Here is a 22,798-nt window from a genome sequence, read left to right as displayed (position 1 = left end):
CGCGAGCCCGCTTCCCGGCGACGCCAGCGTTGCCGGCAGGGCTTTGCCATGGGCGCCAAACCACCTCCGGCACGGCGCCGGCGCCACGCAGGCGAAGGGCGACCGGAGTAGAATGAGCCCCATGCTAAACGCCCACGCCATCAACGCTGACCTGCACTGCCATTCCACCGTGTCCGACGGCACGCTGTCGCCCCGCGCGGTGGCGGAAATCGCGCGCGATGCGGGCGTCGCGTACTGGGCATTGACCGACCACGATGAGGTAGGCGGGCAAGCCGCGGCGCGCGCCGCAGCCGAGGAATTCGGCATGCGCTATGTGCCGGGCGTGGAGATTTCGGTGACCTGGGCCGGGCAGACCGTGCATATCGTCGGCCTGCAGATCGACCCGTTCTGTCCCGAACTGATCGATGGCCTGACCGACACCCGTTGCGGACGTGCCCGGCGTGCGCGCGACATCGGCGAGGCGCTGGCCAGGGCCGGCATCGAGGGCGCCTACGCCGGTGCATTGAAGTACGTAGGCAATCCCGACCTGATCTCGCGCACCCATTTCGCGCGCTGGCTGGTTGACCAGGGCCACTGCGCCACCATCGGCGACGTGTTCAGCGAATACCTGTCGGAAGGCCGGCCCGGTTATGTCGGCCACCGTTGGGCCAGCCTGGCCGAGGCGGTTGGCTGGATCCGCACCGCCGGTGGCATCGCAGTAATCGCCCACCCCGGCCGCTACCACTACACCGACACCCAGCACGATGCCCTGTTCGACGAGTTCAAGTCGCTCGGCGGCGGCGCCGTCGAGGTCGTGACCGGCAGCCACACGCCGGACCAGTACCGCCGTTATGCCGACGTGGCGCGCCACTACGGGCTGCTGGCGTCGCGCGGCTCGGATTTTCATGGGCCCGGCGAAGGCCGGGTCGAACTCGGCACGCTGCCACCCCTGCCGTCCACGGTCACGCCGGTCTGGCACGACTGGTAACCAGCCAGCCACACGAAAGGCGCCCTGCATGTCCCAGTACTTCGAGATCCATCCGCTCAACCCGCAGTCGCGCCTGATCAAGCAGGCCGCACAGATCCTGCAGAAGGGCGGACTGATCGCGCTGCCGACCGATTCCAGCTACGCGCTCGCCTGCCAGCTCGACGACAAGCACGCGGTCGAGCGCCTGCGCCGGCTGCGCGGCATCGACGATCGCCACCACCTGACGCTGATGTGCCGCGATTTGTCCGAGTTGGGCAACTTCGCCCGCGTCGACAACCGCCAGTACCGCTGGATCAAGGGTGCCACGCCCGGGCCGTACGTCTTTATCCTGGAAGCCACCAAGGAAGTGCCGCGGCGCCTGTCGCACCCGGCGCGCAAGACCATCGGCATGCGCGTGCCCGACCACGCCATCCCGCTGGAACTGCTGGGCGAAACCGGCGAGCCGCTGATCTCTGCCACGCTGCAGATGCCCGGCGACGAGGAGCCGCTCAATGACCCGGCGGAAATCCGCGCCCGGCTGGAAAAGCAGCTTGACCTGGTGGTCTGTGGCGGGCCCGCGCCGGCGCAGCCGACCACGGTGATCGACCTGACAAGCGGCGAGCCCGAGCTGGTGCGCGCTGGCCGCGGCGACATTTCGCTCTTCGGGCTCTGAACCCCGGGGCTCCGAACCTCGGCGCTAACCCGCGCTGCGCCGCCACCACAGGTGCGCCGCCGTGCGCCTGGCAAGCCGGCGGCCCGTTACAATAGCCGTCATGGATTCCTCCCTTATCCAGACCTTCGCGGTCTATGCCCTGCCGGTGCTGTTCGCCATCACGCTGCACGAGGCGTCGCACGGTTATGTGGCCAAAGTGTTTGGCGACAACACGGCCTATTTGCTCGGACGGGTCAGCCTGAACCCGATCCGCCATATCGACCCGATCGGCACCGTGGCAGTGCCGCTGCTGCTGTACATCATGACCAGCGGCCAGTTCGTGTTTGGCTATGCCAAGCCGGTGCCGGTGGTGTTCGAGCGCCTGCGCAATCCGCGCTGGCATGGTATGTGGGTAGCGCTGGCGGGCCCCGCCAGCAACGTCGTGCAGGCCTTTGTCTGGGTGCTGCTGGCGATCGGCATGACCTGGGGCGGCGTGCGCGAACCCTTCTTTGGCGAAATGGCGCTGGCGGGCGTGCGCGTCAACCTGGTAGTGGCTGCCTTCAACCTGTTCCCGGTGCCGCCGCTGGACGGTGGCCGCGTGCTGACCGCGCTGCTGCCGCAGGGCGTGGCGCGCGCGGTGTCGCGCATCGAGCCCTACGGGATTTTCGTGGTGCTGGCGCTGGTCGCCGCGGGCGTGATCACGACTATCTGGATGACGCCGGTGGTCAACGTGCTGATGTCGCTGATCGAGCTGATGCTGCGCCCGATCGTGATGCTGCTGCACTGACGGGGGCGTTATGATCGACGTCCAAGTTGCGCCGCATGCCGGCCTGTCCGCACCGTCCGCGTGGGTTATCCGCTGGGCGCACTTGCTGCGCCCCGGCGCCCGCGTGCTCGACCTGGCCTGTGGCAGCGGCCGCCATGCCGCCTGGCTGGCCGCGTGCGGCCATGCGGTGCTGGCAGTTGACCGCGATGCCGCCGCCATCGCCGCGTTGCCGTCCAACGTGACCGGCCGCGTGGCCGACCTGGAGCAGGGTACCTGGCCGCTGGCCGACGAGGCGCCGTTCGACGCCATCGTCGTCACCAACTACCTGCACCGGCCGCTGTGGCCGCACCTGGCCGCGGCGCTGGCGCCGGGTGGCGTGTGGCTGTACGAGACCTTCGCGGCAGGCAACGAGACCGTTGGCAAGCCGTCGCGGCCTGATTTTCTGCTGCGCCCCGGTGAATTGCTCGAAGTGGCGCGCGCGCACGGCCTGCGCGTCATCGCTTATGAGGACGGCGTGCAGAAAGTGCCGAAAACGGCCTTTGTGCAGCGCCTGTGTGCGGTGCGCGAGGCCGCCGCCGCGCCGCATGCGACCACCCCGGCACGCTATCGCCTGGACCCCTGAAAGTGCATGTGCGCTGTCGGCGAGAATGCCGCTGCACACGTTGAAACAGTTGGTATCAACCCCGAATCAACCAGCTACCCGCCGGCGGTCGAAGCCGCCTGCGGTTCCGGTACAATCCCGTTATTCGCATCCCGAATTCCTAACGATATGACACAGATTACCGGCAGCATCGTCGCCATTGTCACCCCGATGCATGAGGACGGCAGCCTGGACTTCCCGGCCCTGCGCGCACTGGTCGACTGGCACGTCGCCGAGGGTACCGACGCCATCGTGATCGTCGGCACGACCGGTGAATCCCCGACGGTCTCCGTCGAGGAGCACTGCGAGCTGATCCGCGTGGCCGTGGAACAGGCCGGCAAGCGCATCCCGATCATCGCGGGTACCGGCGGCAACTCCACCAAGGAGGCCATCGAGCTGACCGCCTTCGCCAAGAAGGTGGGTGCCGATGCATCGCTGCAGGTCGTGCCGTACTACAACAAGCCGACCCAGGAAGGGATGTACCGCCATTTCCGCACCATCGCGGAAGCGGTGGAGCTGCCGGTGCTGCTGTACAACGTGCCGGGCCGCACCGTTGCCGACATGAGCAACGACACCATCCTGCGCCTGGCGCAGGTGCCGGGCATCGTCGGCGTCAAGGAAGCCACGGGCAATATCGACCGCGCCGCGCAACTGATCAACGATGCGCCGGAAGGCTTTGCCATCTACAGCGGCGACGATCCCACCGCGGTCGCGCTGATCCTGCTGGGCGGCAAGGGCAATATCTCGGTCACCGCGAACGTGGCACCGCGCAAGATGCACGAGATGTGCGCGGCGGCACTCAAGGGCGACGTCGTCACCGCGCGCCGCCTGCACATGGAACTGATCGGACTGAATAAGGCTATGTTCATCGAAGCCAATCCGATCCCGGTCAAGTGGGCGCTGCAGCAGATGGGCAAGATGGAAGGCGGCATCCGCCTGCCGCTGACCCCGCTGTCCGAAGCCAACCACGAAACCGTACGCAAGGCACTGGCCGCCGCCGGCCTGTTGGCCTGATTTACCGCGGCGTCTTGCTGTCGCTCCCTCAACTAGGATTGCGTGTCAATGAAATCGAAGCTTAACCGCCGCGGCGCGACGCAAGTCCGCCGCGCCGCCCTGGTTGTGCCCGTGCTGGCCGCGGGCGTGATCACCGGCTGCAGCAGCATCAACGAAGCGATGCAGCCCGACAAGATCGACTACAAGTCGTCGGCGTCGAAGCGCACGCCCACGCTGGACATTCCGCCGGACCTGACCAAGCTGGAAGGCGACCGCCGCTACTCCGTGCCTGATGCCAACGGCACCTCGACGCTGTCGACCTACAGCCAGGCAACCAAGGTGCGCGAGCAATCCCCGACCGAGAACGTATTGCCCTCGGCGCAGGGCATTCGCATGGAGCGCGACGGCAACACGCGCTGGCTGGTGATCAGCAACGGCATGCGCGGCGACCAGCTGTGGCAGCAACTGCGCGGCTTCTGGCAGGAAAGCGGTTTCCTGCTGGTGCAGGACTCGCCCGAGACCGGCATCATGGAAACCGACTGGGCCGAGAACCGCGCCAAGATCCCGCAGGACATCATCCGCAATACCATCGGCAAGGTGTTCGACGGCCTGTACTCGACCTCCGAGCGCGACAAGTTCCGCACCCGCGTCGAACGCGCGCAGAACGGCACGCTGGAAGTGTTCATCAGCCACCGCGGCGCGCAGGAGCAACTGACCGGCATCGACAAGTCCAGCACCGTCTGGACCCCGCGTCCGGCCGATCCCGAGCTGGAGGCCGAATTCCTGTCGCGCCTGGCGCAACGCCTGGGCGTGCAGAAGGAACAGGCCGACCGCATGGCCAAGAACCCGGCGCCGGCTGGCAACAACGCGGCGGCGGCTGAAGCGGCGGCGGCTGGCGCAGCCGGCACCACGGCTGCCGCAGCCGGCGGTGCAACCCAGAAGTCCTACCTGGCCCAGGTCAATGGCGCCCCGGCGCTGCAATTGCCGGAGCCGTTCGACCGCGCCTGGCGTTCGGTCGGTCTGTCGCTGGATCGCGTCAACTTCACCATCGAAGACCGCGACCGTGCCCAGGGCCTGTACTACGTGCGCTACGTCGATCCGCGCACCAGCGTCGACAACCGTGGCTTCTTCTCCAAGCTGTTCACCAAGCCGGAAGATCCCAAGACCGCCAAGAAATACCGCGTGGCGCTCAAGGGCACTGGCAGCGGCACGCTGGTGACGGTGCTTAACGACGCCGGCCAGCCGGAGAACGGCGAAATCGGCAAGCGCATCCTGTCGCTGCTCGACGAGCAACTGCACTGAGCCGGCGGTGACCGGCTCAACCACCGGCCGTCCTGGCCGGCCTGCCAACTGCACGGCGGGGAGGGCGCGCCCATGATGCGCTTCGCCTTCCTCGGCAGCGGCAGCGAGGGCAACTCGCTGCTGATCGAATCCCGCGAAGACACTACCACCACGCGTGTGCTGCTCGACTGCGGCTTCGGCATCCGCGAGACCGCGCGTCGCCTGGAGCGGCTTGGCGTCACGCCGGACCAGCTCGACGCCGTGCTGGTCACGCACGAGCATGGCGACCATGTCGGCTCGGCCTACGCCTTTGCGGCACGGCACCGGCTGGCGGTCTACACCAGCCACGGCACCTGGCTGGCGACCTCGCACATGCGCGGCGCCGACGTCGCCGATGTGCGCGTCTGCGCTGCGGACCACGCCTTTGTCATCGGCGGCCTCCAGGTGATGCCGTACACGGTTCCGCACGACGCGCGCGAGCCGCTTCAGTTCGTGCTGTCCGATGGACAGGCGCGTCTGGGCGTGCTGACCGACGCCGGCATGGAAACGCCCTATGTGACGGCGCGCCTGTCAGGTGTCGATGCGCTGGTGCTGGAGTGCAATCACGACCGCGAGATGCTGCGCAACTCAGTCTACCCGGCGTCGCTGAAGCGGCGGATTGGCGGTGATTTCGGCCATTTGGCCAATGAGGTGGCGGCGAGCATCCTGGGGCAGATCGCGCATGCCGGTCTGAACCGCGTCGTTGCGGCGCACCTGAGCAAGCAGAACAACACGCGTGAACTGGCCACGGGCGCGCTGGCTGCGGCGTTGGGCGCGTTGCCTTCGGAGGTGTTAGTGGCCGATCAGGAAATGGGGCTGGACTGGCAAGCGGTGCGAGCCTGAGCCGCGCACGACGCGCCTATGCGGCGCCCAATAAAAAAACCGGCCCGAAGGCCGGTTTTTTTATTGGTCGAAACCGATTACTGCTTGGCAGCCGGAGCCGAAGCGTCAGCAGCCGGAGCCGAAGCGTCAGCAGCCGGGGCCGATGCGTCAGCAGCGGCAGCAGCCGGGGCTTCAGCAGCCGGAGCCGAAGCTTCAGCAGCCGGAGCGGCAGCAGCCGGAGCAGCCGTGTCAGCGGCCGGAGCAGCCGGTTCTTCCTTCTTGCCGCAAGCGGCGAGAGCAACAGCGGCCAGCAGCGATGCGATCAGGAGAGACTTCTTCATTGTTCGTCCTTTAACTTGTAATAACGAAAAACAGGCGATGAATAATTACCGGTAATTATCGCTCTTGAACTGCAAAATAGAGGCCCTCCCGGGTGCCGACAAATGCAGTGGTCCACAGTACTAGCCAGCCAACGATTATATCCGCGTTTTCCCGGCTTGTGTAGCATCGAAATTTGCTGAATTGCATTGTTACGCATTATTACAGCCGGGGTCCCAATTGTAGCCATCCCTCCTGCGTCCAGTGATGAAAAGTATCCATCAGGTCAGGCAGAGCGGCACATGCCGCAATATCATTGCCACTAAGGTGGCGATTATCGGCCAGTTTCTTCAGCCAAGGCATCAGTTCGGCCGGGGGCTCATAGGCTTCCCCATTGAGGAAGAAATTGTTCCGGTCGTAAAGTGCAATCGAGGCAGAGGCAAGAACGACGCCAAGCTGGGCCGCAAGTTTCTCATAACGGCGCTGCGGCAGGTCGGATATCTCGGCGAATTCGACCCCCGGCTTCGGTTCCGACAGATGTGAGCCAAGAAATTCCGACACCATCTGCGAATTCCATTGCAATGCCTTGAGCCGCTCGGCCACTGCTTTGGCCATGCCGGCGGGCAGTTGCGCGGGCCTGGTCGCCGCACGTTCGCCGGCATCGGCGTAACGCCCGCCCAAGTCTTCGTTGTCCTCTACCGTCTCGGAAAGCCACGCCAGGAAGTGACCCGCCAGTTCGCGGTAGGCCGGTGCACGGAAGCCGATCGAGCAGGTCATGCATTCGCCTTCGGCCACGCCGTCGTGGGCGTATTGCGGCGGCAGGTACAGCATGTCGCCCGGCTCCAGCACCCATTCTTCCTCGGCGCTGAAATCGGCAAGGATCTTCAGCGGCATGTCAGGGACCAGTTGCAGGCTGGCCTGCGACGAGATGCGCCAGCGGCGCCGGCCCGAGACTTGCAGCAGAAACACGTCGTAGGAATCGAAGTGCGGGCCGACGCCGCCACCATCGGACGCGTAGCTGATCATCAGGTCGTCCAGGCGCGCGTCGGGCACGAAGCGAAAGCGGCCCATCAACTCAGCCGCGGCGGCATCGTGGAGGTTCACGCCCTGCACCAGCAAAGTCCACTGGCGGGTCTTGACGGCAGGGAGGTTTTCGCGCGCAAATGGACCATGTTCGAGCTTCCAGCGATTGCGGAAGTGCGTCACCAGGCGCGATTCAACTTCGTCGCGATCGGCAAGGTCGAAAAGCGCATCGCGCGACACAGGCGGCACGATTCCGGGTACCGCCTGTCGAATCAGCAGTGGCTTGCGGTGCCAGACATCCCGCATGAATGCAGCAGGCGTCATGCCACCAAGCAGGTCGAGCGGAGTGTCTGGATCGACGGGGCCAGGGGGCAGGGCCTGCGCGTATAATGCGGAATCGTTCATGGAGTCAAGAATTGAAAATCGCTAAGAACACGGTAGTGTCCGTGATGTACAAGCTGTCGGACGCGCAAGGCAATCTGATCGAGGAGTCAGATGAAGCCATGGTCTATTTGCACGGCGGGTATGATGGCACGTTCCCCAAGATCGAGGAAGCGCTCGACGGCCATGACACCGGCTTCGAGACCCAGTTGCAGCTCGAGCCAGACGATGCCTTCGGCGACTACGATGCCGACCTGGTCAAGGTCGAGCCGCGCGACCGTTTCCCCGAGCCGCTGGAAGTCGGCATGCAGTTCGAAGGCATGCCCGAGGACGGCGATGAAGAAGACTCCGTCATCTACACCGTGACCGACGTTGCCGAAGACAAAGTGGTGCTGGACGGCAACCACCCGCTGGCCGGCATGGCGCTGCGCTTCTGGCTGAAGGTTTCCGAAGTGCGCGAGGCCACCGCCGAGGAAATCGAGCACGGCCACGCCCACGGCGCCTCGGGCGTCGAGGTGGTGGACGAGGACGAGGACGACGATACCCCGCGCACGCTGCACTGATCCCGCGCCCTCCGTGGCCCATGAAGGAAGCCGGCTTAGCCGGCTTTTTTCATGGGCGGACAAGCGGCTCAGGGCGTGGTCGGCGCGTCCTTTAGCGAAACCGAAAACGGTGCCGCCGCGTTCGGCGTGATCACCAGTTCGGCCCATTGCGCCACAGCGTTGTTCGGCAGCGAAACCCGCGTGAAATTCTGCAGCACCTTGCCGGCGCTGTCGCGCAGCGGCTTGTCGATGCGGAAGCCACTTTCGCCAGCATGCACCAGCAGCACCTGGCCGGGAAAGCGCGCACTGAGGTCGCGCAGTTGGCGCTTGAACTCAAGGTAGCCGTCGCGCGTGCGATGGCGCATGAAACCGTCCAGCAGCGTCGGGCGGCCTTTCTTCTCCCAGCCGTTGGCGAAGTGCGGGTCGGCATGGGCCACCACGACGATGCCATTCATGTCGCGCTGCCGCGCCAGCGAGAACGCGCGCGCCAGCCACTGGCGGTTGGCCTCCCGCCGGTCTTCGAACTCGCTGTTGCGCCCGCCCTCGTTGCGGTAGTGGTTGTTGTCGCCAGGCACGTTCAGGCCGACGATCAGGACGTCGCCCAGCGTGAGACGAGCGTTCTCGCGGAAGGTACGGAACAGGGCCTGGTCGGACTGCCGCACCACCGGGCGCGGATGCTGGCCCAACGTGGCGTCCTCAGGGAAGAACAGCTCGCGCAGGCGGTTCAGCCGCTCGACCGAGTCGAAATTGCCGTTGACCGGGAGCCTGCATTCGGCCCAGTCGGTCTCGCCCGGCACGTAGAGCAGCGGCAACGGCGACTGGGCGAGCAACTGCTGGCGGCTCGTCAGGACGGTGTCGCTGCAGGATTCGGTATCGCCCTTGATGCCGCCGGCGTGGATCACCAGGTCGAGCCTGCGTTCGGCAAAGCTGTCGAGCAGGGCGGTGGTGTTGGCTTCGGCGGCCGGCCATTGCGGCAGGTCGGCGATCAGCGCGACGCGGATCAGCTTCGGCTTGGGCGCGGCCTTGCCCCCGCGGCCGGCCGGTGCCGGCCATCCGGTACTGGCCGCGCACAGCAGCAATGCCGTGGCGAGGATCCGGCCGGCGTGCCGGCGCCTGGCGTTCATGCCGTGCCGATCGCCTCGCCTGCAAGCGCCTTGAGGCGGTACAGCGCATCGAGCGCGGCACGCGGCGTCAGGCTGTCCGGGTCCAGGTCGGCCAGCGTGTCGATCAGCGCGGCATGCTCCGGCGCCAGTGCGGCCGGCTGCGGCGTGGCTGGGGTACGGCTGTCGCCCTCGTCGTCATCGGCGTCCGGTACTGTTGGCGCGCCGAACAGGTCGAGCTGCGGCGTCGGCGTGGCATCGGCCGATTGCTGCTCCAGCCATGCCAGGTGCTTGCGCGCGGCGCGGATTACCGGCTGCGGCACGCCGGCCAGCTGCGCTACCTGCAGGCCATAGCTCTGGCTGGCGGGGCCATCCTGCACCGCATGCAGAAAGACGATGCCGTCGCCGTGCTCCACTGCGGACAGGTGTACGTTGGCGGCCTGCGGGAATTCCTGCGGCAACTGCGTCAGCTCGAAGTAGTGCGTCGCGAACAGCGTATGGCTGCGGTTGTGCGACAGCAGGTGGCGCGCGATCGCCCACGCCAGCGCCAGCCCATCGAAGGTGGACGTGCCGCGGCCGATCTCGTCCATCAGCACCAGCGAAGACGGCGTGGCGTGGTGCAGGATGCCGGCGGCTTCGGTCATTTCCACCATGAAGGTGGAGCGCCCGCCCGCCAGGTCGTCGGCCGCGCCGATGCGGGTAAAGATGCGGTCGATCGGGCCGATCACGGCGCGCCGCGCCGGCACGTAGGCGCCCACGCAGGCCAGCAGCACGATCAGCGCGGTCTGGCGCATGAAGGTCGACTTGCCGCCCATGTTGGGGCCGGTGATCAGCAGCAGCTTGCGCGCTTCATTGAGCTGGCTGTCGTTGGCGATAAACGCCACGGATTCCGCCGCCAGCTGGCCTTCCACGACCGGGTGGCGGCCCTGCACGATATCGACCACGTTCTCGCGCACGCGCTCGGGCGCGGACCAGTCCAGCGTCTGCGCGCGCTCGGCCAGTGCCGCCAGCACGTCGAGGCGCGCCAGCGCGCCGGCCACGCGCTGCAGTTCACAGATATGCGGCAACAGCGCCTGCAGCAGGCCGTCGTAGAGCTGCTTCTCGCGCGCGAGCGCGCGGTCCTGCGCCGACAGCGCCTTGTCCTCGAACGCCTTCAGCTCGGGCGTGATATAGCGCTCGGCATTCTTCAGCGTCTGGCGGCGGCGGTAGTCGTCGGGCACCTTGTCGGCCTGGCCGTTGGTGACCTCGATATAGAAGCCATGCACGCGGTTGAACTCGACGCGCAGGTTGGCGATGCCGGTGCGCGTGCGTTCGCGCGCTTCCAGGTCGATCAGGAACTGGCCGCAGTTCTCGGAGATATCGCGCAGCTCGTCCAGGTCGGTGTCGTATCCGCGCGCAATCACGCCGCCGTCGCGCACCACGGTCGCGGGTTCTTCGGCGACCGCGCGCACCAGCAGGTCCAGGGACGCCTGCGGTACTGCCAGGTCCTGCAGCGTCTGCACCAGCAGCGGGCTGTCCTGCTCGTCGCGGATGCAGGCTTGCACGTCGGGCAGCGCGCGCAGCGTGTCGCGTAGCGAGGACAGGTCGCGCGGGCGCGCGCTCAGCAGCGCCAGGCGCGAGGTGATGCGCTCGACATCGGCCAGCCGGCGCAGCGCGGCACGCAGCGTATCTGTGCCCTGGTCGATCAGCACGCCGATGGCCTGTTGCCGCGCCTGCGGCACGGCCGGGTCGCGCAGCGGATGATGCAGCCAGTGGCGCAGCGCGCGGCTGCCCATCGTGGTGCAGCAGGTATCCAGCAGAGAGAACAGCGTCGGCGATTCGCCGCCGCGCAGCGTCTCGGTCAGTTCCAGGTTGCGGCGCGTGGCCGAATCCAGGCCGATGTATTCCGACTCGCGTTCGACCTTCAGGCCCTGCACATGGCGCAGCGACTGGCCCTGCGTGGTAGCGGCGTAGTTCAGCAGCGCGCCGGCGGCGCCGATCGCCGCGCCCAGCCCGGCACAACCAAATGGATCGAGGCTGGCCACACCCAGCTGCTCGCGCAGGCGGCGCGAGCCGGCATCCTGGTCGAAATGCCATTCGGGCAGGCGCGTGCGCGCGCAAGCCAGTGCCGGGAGGTCGATGCCGTCGGCATAGAGCAGTTCGGCGGGGCGGACGCGCTCCAGCTCGCGGCCCAGTTGCGCTACCTCGCACTCCATCAAGCGCAGCTCGCCGCTGGCCAGGTTCAGCCACGCCAGCCCGGTCTTGCTGATGCCGCGGCGCGTCGTCTGCTGGTGCACCGCCATCAGGAAAGTGTCTACCTTGTCCGGCAGCAGCGCCGCGTCGGTCAGCGTGCCCGGCGTAACGATGCGCACCACCTTGCGCTCCACCGGCCCCTTGCTGGTGGCGGGATCGCCGATCTGTTCGCAGATCGCCACCGACTCGCCCAGCTTCACCAGGCGGGCCAGGTACTGGTCCGCCGAATGGAACGGAATGCCGGCCATCCGGATCGGCACGCCATTCGAGGCGCCGCGCGCGGTCAGCGTGATGTCGAGCAGGCGCGCGGCCTTTTCGGCGTCGTCGTGGAACAGCTCGTAGAAGTCACCCATGCGATAGAACAGCAGGGTGTCGGGGTGGTCTGCCTTGATGCGAAGGTATTGCTGCATCATGGGCGTGTGGCGGCTGCCTGCGGCGTCTGCCTGTGTCTGTTCAGGGTCGGTTTTCTTCTGCAATCCCATTGCCATTTAGCCTGTCTGGCGGTGGGCCTGCATTGTGCCGCCCGATCCGCTCGGAGCGCCGCCTTGCGTGTTGCGGAAAAGCGCCCCCGCGGGAGCGGCCGGGCGCTGGTCCGGCGGCCTGTGGCCGCGGCACGAAGGGGCGTTTTCGAATATGGGCGATATGGTACAGCACGGTGCCGCCGCGGATGTGCGGCAAACGGGCGTGCCGGCCCTGGATCAGCGGAACACCAGCACAGGTATGTCGCTATGGGTCAGCACTTTCTGCGTTTCGCTACCCAGCAGCAGCCCGCTGAGCCCCTTGCGACCGTGCGAGGCCATGAAGATGACGTCGCAGCCCAGCTCCTTGGCGGCGTGGATGATGCCCTGGTACGGCACCGAGGCGCTGGAGACGTGGCCGGAACAGGGCACCCCTGCCAGCGCTGCAGCGGCCTCGACCTTGGCGAGTTCCTGGCGTGCCTCGGCTTCCACGCGCTGCTGGTACACCTCGCGCTTTTCGTGCGAGCTGTCGCTGGACAGTACATACGGATAGTTCTCCACGCACATGTAGGGCGTCAGCCGCGCCGCCGTGGTGCGGGCAAACTGGATGGCGGCGGAAACGGCCTTGTGCGAAAGCTCGGAGCCGTCGACGGGGAGCAGGATGTGCTTGAACATTGGGTCCTTTACTGGTGAGTGAGTCGACAGGGATAAGGCGGCGTCCTGCGTTGCCGCCTGGGAGTCAGTTGGCCAGTGCACGCCCGACAATCAGCGGGTCGGCCTGGCCGATGGCGGTGGTGTCCCGGTTTGCATAGGGAAAGCGCGACAGGATGTAGCGCAGCGCATTGAGCCGCGCGCGCTTCTTGCAATCGGAGCGGATCACCGTCCATGGCGAGTCGGCGGTGTCGGTATGCGCGAACATTGCCTCCTTGGCGCGTGTGTACTCATCCCATTTGTCGAGCGAGGCAATGTCGACCGGGCTGAGCTTCCACTGCTTGAGCGGGTGGATCTCGCGTTCGCGGAAGCGGCGACGCTGCTCTTTCTGGCTGACCGAGAACCAGAACTTGAACAGGTGAATGCCGCTGCGTACCAGGTGGCGCTCGAACTCCGGGGCTTGCTGCAGGAAGTCCTGGTACTCGCGCGAGGAGCAAAAGCCCATCACGTGTTCGACGCCGGCGCGGTTGTACCAGGAGCGGTCGAACAGCACGATCTCGCCGGCGGCCGGCAGGTGCTGCACGTAGCGCTGGAAATACCATTGGCCGCGTTCGGATTCGGTCGGTTTTTCCAGCGCCACAACGCGGGCACCGCGCGGGTTCATGTGTTCCATGAAGCGTTTGATGGTGCCGCCCTTGCCGGCGGCATCGCGGCCCTCGAACAGGATCACCACGCGTTGCCCGGTCTCGCGCACCCAGGCCTGGAACTTGAGCAACTCGACCTGCAGACGGTATTTCTGCTTTTCGTAATTGCGGCGCGACATCAGGTTCTGATATGGGTAGGCGCCGTCGCGCCAGTTGGCAGCAAGCTCGTCGTCGGGATGCCGCCGGTGGCCAGCCTGCCAGGCACCGGGATCGCCCTCCAGGATCAGGCTGCGCAACTGGGCGGCCTCATCCGGTGCCAGACCATCGAGCAGCGTGCGCATGGCGTCGAGCATGCCGGCGCCCTGGCCGGCGCGGCTGGCGAGAATGTCCTGCATGCTGCTGGCGGCCACCTGCACGGCAGCGTCAACGGCGCCGCTGACTTCATTGCGCTCGGCCGACAGGGCCGTGTTGGTCGGCAGTACATCGCCGCGTGCGGCAGGGCGGCTACGGGCCTGCGAAGTACGGGCTTGCGAAGTACGGGCTTGCGAAGAGGTGTGGGACTTTGCGGCAGGCGTGTCGCGATCTGTCATGTGCGGTCCTCCGTTCAGGCTGCGTGCCGGCGGAGGATCTGATAGAGCTGGTCCTTGATCTGCAGCTTCTCCTTCTTCAGCCGCTCGATCTCGAAGCCCGAAGACGGGACCAGTCCGGACTCCATATTTTGGATCTCTTGGTCCAGCGCATTGTGGCGATGGAACAGGCGGGCAAAGTGGGCGTCCTGCGTCTTCAGGAGCGAGATCTGGTCGCGATATTCGGGAAACATGCGGGCTCTCCTCGGCTTGATCCGCGCGCACGGGGCGTGGCGCATGGATTCATTCTGGAGAGGGCGGGGCGACAAGACCTTGATGTAAATCATGGCCGGCCGGGGCGGGCGGAAGAATAGGAAGAGTCTCTGCGCGCCGGCGAATGCGGGTGCCGGAAAGCAAAAACGCCCGCCGGTTACGGGCGGGCGTTCCGGTCGTTCCGTGGCCTTCAGGCCATGCTGCGGACTCAGTTGGTAGCCGGCTTGACGTTGTCGAGCGAGTACGGCGACAGCAGGCGCACCATCTGGGCAAAGGCCTTGGGGTTGCCCGCCAGCACTTCGCCTTGTTCCATCTGGCGCGGCTCGCCGTTGTAGTTGCCGACCAGGCCACCCGACTCGGTGATCAGCAGCATGCCGGCGGCCATGTCCCACGGCTTCAGGCCGCGCTCGAAGAAGCCATCCAGGCGGCCGCAGGCGACATAGGCCAGGTCCAGCGCGGCGGCGCCCGGACGACGCAGGCCGGCGCAGCTGCGCGTCATCAGCGAGAAGACCTCGAGGTATTCATCCACGCCTTCCAGGTCGCGGAACGGGAAGCCGGTGCCGATCAGGCAGTCGGCCAGCTTGTCGCGGCGGGTCACGCGGATGCGGCGGTTGTTCAGGAAGGCGCCGGCGCCCTTGCTGGCGGTGAACAGCTCGTCGCGGGTCGGATCGTAGACCACGGCCTGCACCGGCGTGCCGCGGTGCAGTTGGGCGATCGAGACCGCGTACTGCGGGAAGCCGTGGATGAAGTTGGTGGTGCCATCGAGCGGATCGATGACCCAGGTGTATTCGTGGGCGTCTTCGCCTTCGGCCCAGGACTGGCCGGACTCTTCCGCTAGAATGGCGTGTTCCGGGTAGGCGGTGCGGATGACCTCGATGATCGCGGCTTCGGCGGCGCGGTCGACCTCGGTAACGAAATCGTTGTGTTGCTTGCGCGAGACGCGTACCAGATCGACGTCGAGCGACGCGCGGTTGATGATGGATCCCGCCTTGCGGGCCGCCTTGACGGCGATATTGAGCATCGGATGCATGAATCTCTCCAGGCCGTCCACGACGAAGCGGTGGGGTGCTCATGGCACCGCGCGCCCGCCCATGGGCAGCTGACAACACAACGGATTGTAGAAGAACGTCGGCCCGTCGCCGGTCTTGTGCAAAATGTGCCGCGAAAATCTCGCAGGCGAGCAAAAACCTGGCGCCGTGCCAAAGAAGAATCCCGAATTGTATATGAACCCGGCAAATGATACGAGCCAGCCCGCCGGCCGGCCTGATGCGTCACCCACGGCCGGCGCCGATGCCTTCGGCCGCGTGCGCTTCGTGCTGGTCGAGACCAGCCATCCGGGCAACGTCGGCTCGGTGGCGCGCGCGATCAAGACCATGGGCTTCGGCAGCCTGGTGCTGGTCTCGCCGCGCGAGCCTGACGTGCTGCGGCATGCCGATGCCATCGCCATGGCCAGCGGCGCAGACGATGTGCTGGCTGGTGCCGTCATCGTCGACCAGATCGACGCGGCGCTGGCCGGCGCGGCGTTGACCGTCGCCATGACCGCGCGCCAGCGCGAGTTCGGACCGCCCCGGCTGCTGCCGCGCGCCGCGGCAGCGCGCGCCTGCCAGACGCTGGCCGGCAGCGGCGACATCGCCTTTGTCTTCGGCAACGAGCGCTACGGCTTGCCTAACGAAGCGGTCGAGCGCTGCATGGCGGTCACGCATATCCCCGCCAACCCCGCATATACCTCGCTCAACCTAGCGCAGGCGGTGCAACTGGTCGCCTACGAGATGCGGCTGGCGCTGCTGGATGCCGCTCCAGCCGGCGCGGCGGCGCCGGACGCGGGCGCCAAGATCGGCTATGCTGGTGAGCCCGCCACGGCCGAGCAGGTCGAGGCCATGTTCGGACACCTGCAGTCAGGCCTGGAAGCGATCGGCTTTCTCGATCCCGCCAATCCGCGCAGGCTGATGTCGCGGCTGCGCCGGCTGCTGGCCCGCAGCGGCCTGGAGCGCGAGGAAGTGAACATCCTGCGCGGCATCGCCAAGCACATGCTGATGACGCAGCATCGGCCTGGGCCGGGCCGGAAAGAGTAAGCGAGTAGAGGAGCAAGCACAGTGGCAGCAACCCGCAGCATTTCGAGGCTGGACGACGCAGGCGCAAGCGGCAAGCGCGCACGCTGTCGGCCCGTCGATGCGGGTTGGCGCGTGCCGGGGCGATGTTGATCGTCGCACTGCCGCTGCAAAATCCCTGACGGATCAAGGGCCAATGGCCGGTGCCAGAGTGCCGGCCGCAAATCACTTACACTCCCTGATCCCGTCCTCACCGGCCACCGACCTCGCCGGCGACCCAGCCCCAGGCGCAAGCCTTGCGTGGCGCGGCGCACGGCGCGGCAACACGACACGACCAAGATGTTCTCTCGCCTTAAGGAAGATATCGACACGATCATGCTGCGCGATCCCGCCGCGCGCAGCCGCCTGGAAGTCCTGACCTGCTACCCCGGCCTGCATGCCGTGGTCTTCCACCGCTTTGCACACGCTTGCTGGAACGGGGGCTTCCATTGGGTGGGACGTTGGATCTCGCACTGGTCGCGCTTCCTGACCGGCATCGAGATCCATCCGGCGGTGAAGCTGGGGCGCCGGGTGTTTATCGACCACGGGATGGGCGTGGTGATCGGCGAGACCGCCGAGATCGGCGATGATTGCACCATCTACCAGGGCGTGACCTTGGGCGGCACCTCGCTGTACAAGGGCCAGAAGCGGCACCCGACCCTGGGTGCCAACGTGGTGGTGAGCGCGGGCGCCAAGGTGCTGGGTGGTTTCGTGGTGGGCGACGGCGCGCGCGTGGGTTCGAATGCGGTGGTGCTCAAGCCGGTGCCGCCGGGCGCGACGGCCGTGGGCGTGCCGGCCCGTATCATCCTGCCCGATGCGCCGGCGGAGCAGCAGGGGGCCAAGCAGGAGTTCTCGGCCTATGGCATCACGCCCAATGCGGACGATCCGGTGTCGCTGGCGCTCAAGAGCCTGATCGACAATGCGGCGCGCCAGCATGAGCGCATCGAGACCGTGCTGGCGGCGCTTGACCGGCTCGGCGAACACCTGGAGAACACGCCGAACGACCGCTTCGATGCGAGCGAGTTGCGCAAGCTGATGAAGTAATGAAAGAAGGCGGCCGGCAACGGCCGCTTTTTTTTGAAGCGAGATCTCAGTCCGTCTGCGGCAGCAGCCGGAATCCGTCGCCGTCGAGCTGCAGCACAGCGGCGCGCGGATGGCGCCCGTCCAGGTCCCAGTCAGTCAGCACCCAGCGCACGCCCGCAGCGTGTTCGTGGCGCGCCGGCCGATGGGTGTGGCCATGCACCATCAGCCTGGCCCCGGCCATGCCGAAGAGTTCGGCCGCGGCAGCGGGCGCCACGTCACCGTAGACCATCGGTACGCCGTTGCCTTCGGCGGCCTGCCGCGCGCGGTTGCCTTCGCTGTCCGCACGCAGCTTGCGTGCAATCCCCAATCGCGTACGCAGCGGCAGCGCCAGGAACAGCCGCTGCACCCATCCCTTGCGCGTCCAGCGGCGGAAACGGTTGTAGCGCTCGTCGTCGATGCACAGCATGTCGCCGTGGCTGAGCACCACGCGCTGGCCTGCACAATCGATCAGCATGGGGTCGGGCAGCAGCTTCGCGCCAGCGGCGGCGGCAAAGCGCGCGCCGAGCAGGAAGTCGCGATTGCCGTGCATCAGGTAGACGGCAACACCGCGCGCGGCCAGCGCACGCAGGGCGCCGGCCACGTGTTGTGCGAACGGCGAGTCGGTTTCCTCGTCGCCGATCCAGAACTCAAAGAAATCGCCCAGGATAAACAGCGTGCGAGCGCCGTGCGCGGCGCGCTCGAGCGTGCGCTCGAAGGCCGCCAGCGTACGTGGCATGCCGGGTGTGAGGTGGAGGTCTGAAATGAACCACGCCGGCGCCTGTACCTCGAGAGGACCGGCCACCGGCGTGTGGGGGATTGCGGTCATGCGCGGGGTCGGGAGGGAGATGCCGGCAGGGCCGGGCGCGCGTAACCGCAATCGGGGTGCATGGCTTGCTCGACGATTATTCGACGACGGTGGCCTTCTCGATCACCACGTCTTCCAGCGGCACGTCCTGGTGGAAGCCCGAGCTGCCGGTGCGCACGCCCTTGATCTGGTCCACCACGTCAGTGCCCTCCACCACCTTGCCGAACACGGCGTAGCCGAAGCCCTGCGGCGTCGGCGAGGTGAAGTTCAGGAAGTCGTTGTCGACCACGTTGATGAAGAACTGCGCGGTGGCCGAGTGAGGCGCGTTGGTGCGTGCCATGGCCACGGTGTAGCGGTCGTTCTTCAGGCCGTTGCCAGCTTCGTTCTCGATCGGCGCGTCGGTGCCCTTTTGCTTCATGCCGGGCTCGAAGCCGCCACCCTGGACCATGAAGTTCTTGATCACGCGGTGGAAGATGGTGTTGTCATAGTGGCCCTTGCGGACGTACGACAGGAAGTTCTCGACCGTTTTCGGCGCCTTCTCGGCGTCGAGTTCGATGGTGATGACACCCTGGTTGGTTTGGAGCTGGACCTTGGACATGGTTTCCTCTGTACGGTGTGTTATTTGACGACAGTGGCCGACTCGATCACGATCGGCGAGGCCGGCACATTGCGCATGGGGCCGTAGGCCGTGGTCGGCACGCTCTTGATCTTGTCGATCGTGTCCATGCCTTCCACCACCTTGCCGAAGACTGCGTAGCCGTTGCCGTCCGGCTGCGGGTAGTCGAGATTCGGATTATCCACCACATTGACGAAGAACTGCGCGGTGGCCGAATTGGGGTCGCTGGTGCGCGCCATGGCAAGCGTGCCGGCCTTGTTCTTCAGGCCGCCGCGGGCTTCCAGCGGGATCGGCGCGCGCGTGGGCTTTTCCTTCATGTCGCGGTCGAAGCCGCCGCCTTGCACCATGAAGCCGTTGATTACACGGTGGAAGATGGTGCCGCTATAGAAACCGCTCTTCACATATTCCAGAAAGTTGGCCACGGTCTTGGGCGCCGCGTCCGGGTACAGCTCGACCGTGAACTTTCCGGCGCTGGTGACGAACTGGACGCGCTCGGCGGCCTTCTGCTGCGCCAGCGCGCTGAATGACGACAAGGCGAGTGCGCCTGCGGTCAGCGCGGCCAGGGCGATGCGACGGGAACGGATCATGGATGGAACTCCGGTGAGTCGGGATGCAAACGGCCCGGACACAAGCGCGCCCGGACATGATTGGCAGGCGTCAGTTGGCTGCCGGGGCGCTCGCCGGGGCCGGGCGCTGTGCCGGAGCCGGCTTACGGTTGCCGGCCGGTGCAGCGGAGGTCCCGGTCGTGCCCGTCGCCGCAGGCGTGCCGGTGGCTGCCTCCGGGCGCAGCTGGCGCAGGGCGGCGCTGGCGCGGGTATCGGCCGGATTGCGGCGCAGCGCCTCGGTGTAGGCCTGCTCGGCCAGGCGGCGATAGACGTCGCCCAGGTTGGTGTAGGCGATGGCAAACGCCGGCTTGACCTCGGTGGCCAACAGCAGTTCGGCCTCGGCGCGCTTCAGGTCGCCGCGCTTGGCATAGAGCAGCGCCAGGTTGTTGTGGGGCTCGGGCAGTTCGGGGAAGTCCGCGGCCATTTCCGTGAAGGCCTGGATGGCGGCGTCCTCGCGCCCGGACTGCGCCAGCGCCCAGGCGCGCTGGAAGCGGGCCTGGGCGTTGCGTGGATTGGCCGCGATCACGCGGTCGAAACCCTTGATGGCTTCGTCATAGCGGCGCGCGTTGGCGGCCTGCTGGGCATCGGTCATGCCGGGGTCGGTCGAGCGGATGCCATCCGTCGGCGACGTCGGCGCTGGCAGCGACAGCGGTCCGTGCTGTGCCTGCGCGGGGCCGGCGAGCGCCGCGACCAGGGCCAGGGCGGCCGCGGCGGCCAGTGCGGGACGCGGGCGGAGCGGGCGCGCAGGCGCGCCGGTCGACGCGGCGGGGAGCGCGGCGGCGAGCGCGGAAATAGGCGAGGAGGGCAGCAGCAGGCTCATTGAAGACTGGTCCATTATACTCGGCGGCATTCTAGCAAAGCGGCACGGCCGGCACTAAAGCCATGGCCCGGGCAAGCGTTGGCAAGCGCGGGCGGCCGCGGCAAGTCCCCCGGCGCGCGGCCTACCGGCACATCGCCTTCCGGTAAGATATGGGGCGCGGCGGAATTGCGCCAGTGCCGCCTCCCCTGACCATTCACTTCGTTTCATGCAGCCTCTGAACATCTACAACACGCTCGCGCGTGAGAAGCAGCCATTCGTGCCCATCGAACCCGGCAAGGTCCGCATGTATGTCTGCGGCATGACGGTGTACGACTACTGCCACGTCGGCCACGCTCGCGTGATGGTGGTGTTCGACATGGTGCATCGCTGGCTGCGTGCCGCCGGCTACGAGGTGACGTATGTGCAGAACATCACGGATATCGACGACAAGATCATCCGCCGCGCCGCCGAGAATGGCGAGACCATCGGCGCGCTGACCACACGCTTCATCCAGTACATGCATGAAGACGCCGCCGCGCTGGGCGTGATCCGTCCCGACCACGAGCCGCGCGCGACTGACTACGTGCCGCAGATGCTCGACATGATCGGCAAGCTGGAGGCGAAGGGCCTGGCCTACCAGGCCAGCGATGGCGACGTGAACTACTCGGTGCGCAAATTCGACGGCTACGGCAAGTTGTCCGGCAAGTCGCTGGAAGACCTGCGCGCGGGCGAACGCGTCAGCGCCAACGACGCCAAGCAGGACCCGCTCGACTTCGTGTTGTGGAAATCCGCCAAGGCCAGCGAGCCGCCGGAGACCAAGTGGGACTCCAGGTGGGGCAGCGGCCGCCCGGGCTGGCACATTGAATGCTCCGCCATGAGCTGCGCGCTGCTGGGCGAGCATTTCGACATCCATGGCGGCGGGGCGGATTTGCAGTTCCCGCACCACGAGAACGAGATCGCGCAATCGGAAGGGGTCAGCGGCAAGCCGTTCGTCAACATGTGGATGCACAACGGCTTCGTGCGCATCAACGACGAAAAAATGTCCAAGTCGCTCGGCAATTTCTTCACGATCCGCGAAGTGCTGAAGGCGTACGACGCCGAGGTCGTGCGCTTCTTCATCCTGCGCGCGCACTACCGCAGCCCGCTCAACTACAGCGACGCGCACCTGGACGACGCGCGCCATGCGCTGACGCGCCTGTACACCGCGCTGAAGGACACGCAGCCCGGCGGCTGCGCGGTCGACTGGGCTGAGCCGCACGCGAAGCGCTTCGCCGAAGCCATGGGCGATGACTTCAACACGCCGATCGCGATGTCGGTGCTGTTCGACCTGGCCAGCGAGATCAACCGCACCGGCTCCACCACGGCCGCGCGCCAGCTCAAGGGGCTGGCCGGCACGCTGGGGCTGCTCGAACGCGATCCGCATACCTTCCTGCAAGGCGGCAAGTCCGCAGACGGCCCCAGCGCCGAGGAAATCGAAGCCAGCATCGCCGCGCGCAAGGCGGCCAAGGCCGAGCGCAACTTTGCCGAAGCCGACCGCATCCGCGCCGAACTGCTTGCGGCCGGCATCGTGCTGGAGGACAAGCCGGGTGGTGCGACCGAGTGGAGGCGTGCTTGAACGCTGCCGCGCGCAAGCCCGCCAACGCCACCGCGCCGGCAGCCGCCGACCGGTCGAAGGCGGCCGGCCCGCGTCCGGCCAAGGCGGGCGCCAGCGAGGCACCCCTGCCCGACGGCAAGGCGGCGGCCAAGGCCACGCGCAACGCCAAGGCGGTACTGCCCGAGGCCGACGTGGTACCGCTGCCGGTCGAGACCGTCATCGACGCGGTTCGTCCCGCCTATTGGGATGAAGCCTGCGCCGACCTGATGAAGCGCGACCGTATCCTGCGCAAGATGATCCCGAGCTATGGCCCGGCGCACCTGGTGTCGCGCGGCGATCCGTTCGTCACGCTGGCGCGCGCGGTGGTGGGCCAGCAGATCTCGGTCAAGGCGGCGCAGTCGGTGTGGGAGCGCCTGCACACGGCCTGCCCCAAGCTGACGCCGGCACAGTTTCTGCGCGCGGGCACCGAGAAGCTGGCCGGCTGCGGATTGTCCAAGCGCAAGGCGGAGTACATGATCGACCTGGCCGATCACTTCAAGGCGGGCCGGGTGCACGTGGCCGAATGGGCGCAGATGGACGACGAAGCGGTGATCGCGGAGCTGACGCAGATCCGCGGCATCGGCCGCTGGACTGCCGAGATGTTCCTGATGTTCAACCTGATGCGGCCCAACGTGCTGCCGCTCGACGACATCGGCCTGATCAATGCGATTTCCACCAACTATTTCAGTGGCGAGCCGGTCACGCGCAGCGAGGCGCGCGAGGTGGCAGCAAACTGGGAGCCGTGGCGGACAGTGGCAACCTGGTATATGTGGCGTAGTCTGGACCCGCTGCCTGTGACGTACTAGGCATCGGAACAATAAAAATCCGAAGCAGGTGCATTGCACGCTATCTGGCAGGCGCTAA

24 protein-coding genes are annotated in these 22,798 nt (G+C 66.7%); 12 read left to right on the top strand and 12 right to left on the bottom strand.

What is annotated here, in order from left to right:
* Positions 1–121 precede the first annotated feature (121 nt).
* From ACIP1U_RS09190 to ACIP1U_RS09160, 7 genes are all read left to right on the top strand, one after another.
* Positions 122–967 (top strand): 3',5'-nucleoside bisphosphate phosphatase, encoded by an 846-nt coding sequence (locus ACIP1U_RS09190; protein WP_400314401.1) that lies wholly within the window; start codon positions 122–124, stop codon positions 965–967.
* 28 nt (positions 968–995) lie between these two features.
* Positions 996–1,619, top strand: a complete 624-nt coding sequence (locus ACIP1U_RS09185; RefSeq protein ID WP_400314140.1) for an L-threonylcarbamoyladenylate synthase — start codon at positions 996–998, stop codon at positions 1,617–1,619.
* A 100-nt stretch (positions 1,620–1,719) separates the two neighbouring features.
* Positions 1,720–2,385, top strand: coding sequence for a site-2 protease family protein (locus ACIP1U_RS09180; RefSeq protein WP_400314138.1), 666 nt, complete (start codon positions 1,720–1,722; stop codon positions 2,383–2,385).
* A gap of 10 nt (positions 2,386–2,395) precedes the next feature.
* Complete coding sequence (locus ACIP1U_RS09175; protein ID WP_400314136.1) at positions 2,396–2,986, top strand: class I SAM-dependent methyltransferase; 591 nt, start codon at positions 2,396–2,398, stop codon at positions 2,984–2,986.
* Positions 2,987–3,133: 147 nt separating this feature from the next.
* Positions 3,134–4,018 (top strand): 4-hydroxy-tetrahydrodipicolinate synthase, encoded by an 885-nt coding sequence (gene dapA, locus ACIP1U_RS09170; RefSeq protein WP_400314135.1) that lies wholly within the window; start codon positions 3,134–3,136, stop codon positions 4,016–4,018.
* Positions 4,019–4,066: 48 nt separating this feature from the next.
* Positions 4,067–5,299, top strand: coding sequence for an outer membrane protein assembly factor BamC (bamC, locus tag ACIP1U_RS09165; protein ID WP_400314133.1), 1,233 nt, complete (start codon positions 4,067–4,069; stop codon positions 5,297–5,299).
* Positions 5,300–5,371: 72 nt separating this feature from the next.
* Positions 5,372–6,160, top strand: coding sequence for an MBL fold metallo-hydrolase (locus tag ACIP1U_RS09160; protein WP_400314131.1), 789 nt, complete (start codon positions 5,372–5,374; stop codon positions 6,158–6,160).
* A 77-nt stretch (positions 6,161–6,237) separates the two neighbouring features.
* On the opposite strand, the gene ACIP1U_RS09155 is transcribed toward ACIP1U_RS09160, so the two are convergent.
* Complete coding sequence (locus ACIP1U_RS09155; RefSeq protein WP_245179608.1) at positions 6,238–6,480, bottom strand: hypothetical protein; 243 nt, start codon at positions 6,478–6,480, stop codon at positions 6,238–6,240.
* A gap of 199 nt (positions 6,481–6,679) precedes the next feature.
* Positions 6,680–7,885: a JmjC domain-containing protein gene (locus ACIP1U_RS09150; RefSeq protein ID WP_400314130.1), complete on the bottom strand. Its 1,206-nt coding sequence runs from the start codon at positions 7,883–7,885 to the stop codon at positions 6,680–6,682.
* 11 nt (positions 7,886–7,896) lie between these two features.
* On the opposite strand from ACIP1U_RS09150, the gene ACIP1U_RS09145 reads away from it, so the two are divergent.
* On the top strand, positions 7,897–8,424 hold the full coding sequence (locus ACIP1U_RS09145; RefSeq protein ID WP_400314128.1) for a peptidylprolyl isomerase: 528 nt from the start codon (positions 7,897–7,899) through the stop codon (positions 8,422–8,424).
* Between the two features lie 68 nt (positions 8,425–8,492).
* Here ACIP1U_RS09145 and ACIP1U_RS09140 read toward each other — a convergent pair whose 3' ends face one another.
* From ACIP1U_RS09140 to ACIP1U_RS09115, 6 genes are all read right to left on the bottom strand, one after another.
* Positions 8,493–9,527, bottom strand: coding sequence for a hypothetical protein (locus tag ACIP1U_RS09140; protein ID WP_400314127.1), 1,035 nt, complete (start codon positions 9,525–9,527; stop codon positions 8,493–8,495).
* Positions 9,524–12,217: a DNA mismatch repair protein MutS gene (mutS, locus tag ACIP1U_RS09135; RefSeq protein ID WP_400314399.1), complete on the bottom strand. Its 2,694-nt coding sequence runs from the start codon at positions 12,215–12,217 to the stop codon at positions 9,524–9,526. Before mutS ends, ACIP1U_RS09140 begins: the two co-directional genes overlap by 4 nt.
* A 216-nt stretch (positions 12,218–12,433) precedes the next feature.
* Positions 12,434–12,868, bottom strand: coding sequence for a universal stress protein (locus ACIP1U_RS09130; protein ID WP_400314125.1), 435 nt, complete (start codon positions 12,866–12,868; stop codon positions 12,434–12,436).
* Between the two features lie 64 nt (positions 12,869–12,932).
* Positions 12,933–14,078 carry a polyphosphate kinase 2 gene (gene ppk2, locus ACIP1U_RS09125; RefSeq protein ID WP_400314124.1) on the bottom strand — a complete coding sequence of 382 codons (1,146 nt, stop codon included), beginning with the start codon at positions 14,076–14,078 and terminating at the stop codon, positions 12,933–12,935.
* A 14-nt stretch (positions 14,079–14,092) separates the two neighbouring features.
* Complete coding sequence (locus ACIP1U_RS09120; protein ID WP_400314122.1) at positions 14,093–14,308, bottom strand: YdcH family protein; 216 nt, start codon at positions 14,306–14,308, stop codon at positions 14,093–14,095.
* A 227-nt stretch (positions 14,309–14,535) separates the two neighbouring features.
* Positions 14,536–15,357: an inositol monophosphatase family protein gene (locus tag ACIP1U_RS09115; RefSeq protein WP_400314121.1), complete on the bottom strand. Its 822-nt coding sequence runs from the start codon at positions 15,355–15,357 to the stop codon at positions 14,536–14,538.
* Between the two features lie 124 nt (positions 15,358–15,481).
* Here ACIP1U_RS09115 and ACIP1U_RS09110 point away from each other — a divergent pair, with 124 nt between their 5' ends.
* A complete protein-coding gene (locus tag ACIP1U_RS09110; RefSeq protein ID WP_400314120.1) occupies positions 15,482–16,399 on the top strand; it encodes an RNA methyltransferase in 918 nt (305 codons plus the stop codon).
* 315 nt (positions 16,400–16,714) lie between these two features.
* Positions 16,715–17,458, top strand: coding sequence for a serine O-acetyltransferase (gene cysE, locus ACIP1U_RS09105; protein WP_400314118.1), 744 nt, complete (start codon positions 16,715–16,717; stop codon positions 17,456–17,458).
* Positions 17,459–17,504: 46 nt separating this feature from the next.
* Here the strand turns inward: cysE and ACIP1U_RS09100 are convergent, their stop codons facing one another.
* From ACIP1U_RS09100 to ACIP1U_RS09085, 4 genes are all read right to left on the bottom strand, one after another.
* A complete protein-coding gene (locus ACIP1U_RS09100; RefSeq protein WP_400314116.1) occupies positions 17,505–18,302 on the bottom strand; it encodes a UDP-2,3-diacylglucosamine diphosphatase in 798 nt (265 codons plus the stop codon).
* Positions 18,303–18,378: 76 nt separating this feature from the next.
* On the bottom strand, positions 18,379–18,879 hold the full coding sequence (locus ACIP1U_RS09095) for a peptidylprolyl isomerase (RefSeq protein ID WP_400314115.1): 501 nt from the start codon (positions 18,877–18,879) through the stop codon (positions 18,379–18,381).
* A gap of 20 nt (positions 18,880–18,899) precedes the next feature.
* Positions 18,900–19,484, bottom strand: coding sequence for a peptidylprolyl isomerase (locus tag ACIP1U_RS09090; protein ID WP_400314114.1), 585 nt, complete (start codon positions 19,482–19,484; stop codon positions 18,900–18,902).
* A 70-nt stretch (positions 19,485–19,554) separates the two neighbouring features.
* Complete coding sequence (locus tag ACIP1U_RS09085; protein WP_400314112.1) at positions 19,555–20,337, bottom strand: tetratricopeptide repeat protein; 783 nt, start codon at positions 20,335–20,337, stop codon at positions 19,555–19,557.
* 190 nt (positions 20,338–20,527) lie between these two features.
* Here ACIP1U_RS09085 and cysS point away from each other — a divergent pair, with 190 nt between their 5' ends.
* Positions 20,528–21,916 (top strand): cysteine--tRNA ligase, encoded by a 1,389-nt coding sequence (gene cysS, locus ACIP1U_RS09080; protein ID WP_400314110.1) that lies wholly within the window; start codon positions 20,528–20,530, stop codon positions 21,914–21,916.
* Positions 21,913–22,740, top strand: a complete 828-nt coding sequence (locus ACIP1U_RS09075) for a DNA-3-methyladenine glycosylase family protein (protein WP_400314109.1) — start codon at positions 21,913–21,915, stop codon at positions 22,738–22,740. Before cysS ends, ACIP1U_RS09075 begins: the two co-directional genes overlap by 4 nt.
* The last annotated feature ends 58 nt before the right edge of the window (positions 22,741–22,798 follow it).

The organism is Cupriavidus sp. NPDC089707, from assembly GCF_044748965.1.
Taxonomy (GTDB): domain Bacteria; phylum Pseudomonadota; class Gammaproteobacteria; order Burkholderiales; family Burkholderiaceae; genus Cupriavidus.
This window is presented reverse-complemented; position numbering and strand designations above follow the sequence as displayed.

Excerpts from the sequence above, each read along its gene's own strand:
- ACIP1U_RS09190 (WP_400314401.1), top strand. The coding sequence starts at position 122 with ATGCTAAACGCCCACGCCATCAACGCTGACCTGCACTGCCATTCCACC.
- ACIP1U_RS09185 (WP_400314140.1), top strand. The coding sequence starts at position 996 with ATGTCCCAGTACTTCGAGATCCATCCGCTCAACCCGCAGTCGCGCCTG.
- ACIP1U_RS09180 (WP_400314138.1), top strand. The coding sequence starts at position 1,720 with ATGGATTCCTCCCTTATCCAGACCTTCGCGGTCTATGCCCTGCCGGTG.
- ACIP1U_RS09175 (WP_400314136.1), top strand. The coding sequence starts at position 2,396 with ATGATCGACGTCCAAGTTGCGCCGCATGCCGGCCTGTCCGCACCGTCC.
- dapA (WP_400314135.1), top strand. The coding sequence starts at position 3,134 with ATGACACAGATTACCGGCAGCATCGTCGCCATTGTCACCCCGATGCAT.
- bamC (WP_400314133.1), top strand. The coding sequence starts at position 4,067 with ATGAAATCGAAGCTTAACCGCCGCGGCGCGACGCAAGTCCGCCGCGCC.
- ACIP1U_RS09160 (WP_400314131.1), top strand. The coding sequence starts at position 5,372 with ATGATGCGCTTCGCCTTCCTCGGCAGCGGCAGCGAGGGCAACTCGCTG.
- ACIP1U_RS09155 (WP_245179608.1), bottom strand. The coding sequence starts at position 6,480 with ATGAAGAAGTCTCTCCTGATCGCATCGCTGCTGGCCGCTGTTGCTCTC.
- ACIP1U_RS09150 (WP_400314130.1), bottom strand. The coding sequence starts at position 7,885 with ATGAACGATTCCGCATTATACGCGCAGGCCCTGCCCCCTGGCCCCGTC.
- ACIP1U_RS09140 (WP_400314127.1), bottom strand. The coding sequence starts at position 9,527 with ATGAACGCCAGGCGCCGGCACGCCGGCCGGATCCTCGCCACGGCATTG.
- mutS (WP_400314399.1), bottom strand. The coding sequence starts at position 12,217 with ATGGGATTGCAGAAGAAAACCGACCCTGAACAGACACAGGCAGACGCC.
- ACIP1U_RS09130 (WP_400314125.1), bottom strand. The coding sequence starts at position 12,868 with ATGTTCAAGCACATCCTGCTCCCCGTCGACGGCTCCGAGCTTTCGCAC.
- ppk2 (WP_400314124.1), bottom strand. The coding sequence starts at position 14,078 with ATGACAGATCGCGACACGCCTGCCGCAAAGTCCCACACCTCTTCGCAA.
- ACIP1U_RS09120 (WP_400314122.1), bottom strand. The coding sequence starts at position 14,308 with ATGTTTCCCGAATATCGCGACCAGATCTCGCTCCTGAAGACGCAGGAC.
- ACIP1U_RS09115 (WP_400314121.1), bottom strand. The coding sequence starts at position 15,357 with ATGCATCCGATGCTCAATATCGCCGTCAAGGCGGCCCGCAAGGCGGGA.
- ACIP1U_RS09110 (WP_400314120.1), top strand. The coding sequence starts at position 15,482 with ATGTGCCGCGAAAATCTCGCAGGCGAGCAAAAACCTGGCGCCGTGCCA.
- cysE (WP_400314118.1), top strand. The coding sequence starts at position 16,715 with ATGTTCTCTCGCCTTAAGGAAGATATCGACACGATCATGCTGCGCGAT.
- ACIP1U_RS09100 (WP_400314116.1), bottom strand. The coding sequence starts at position 18,302 with ATGACCGCAATCCCCCACACGCCGGTGGCCGGTCCTCTCGAGGTACAG.
- ACIP1U_RS09095 (WP_400314115.1), bottom strand. The coding sequence starts at position 18,879 with ATGTCCAAGGTCCAGCTCCAAACCAACCAGGGTGTCATCACCATCGAA.
- ACIP1U_RS09090 (WP_400314114.1), bottom strand. The coding sequence starts at position 19,484 with ATGATCCGTTCCCGTCGCATCGCCCTGGCCGCGCTGACCGCAGGCGCA.
- ACIP1U_RS09085 (WP_400314112.1), bottom strand. The coding sequence starts at position 20,337 with ATGGACCAGTCTTCAATGAGCCTGCTGCTGCCCTCCTCGCCTATTTCC.
- cysS (WP_400314110.1), top strand. The coding sequence starts at position 20,528 with ATGCAGCCTCTGAACATCTACAACACGCTCGCGCGTGAGAAGCAGCCA.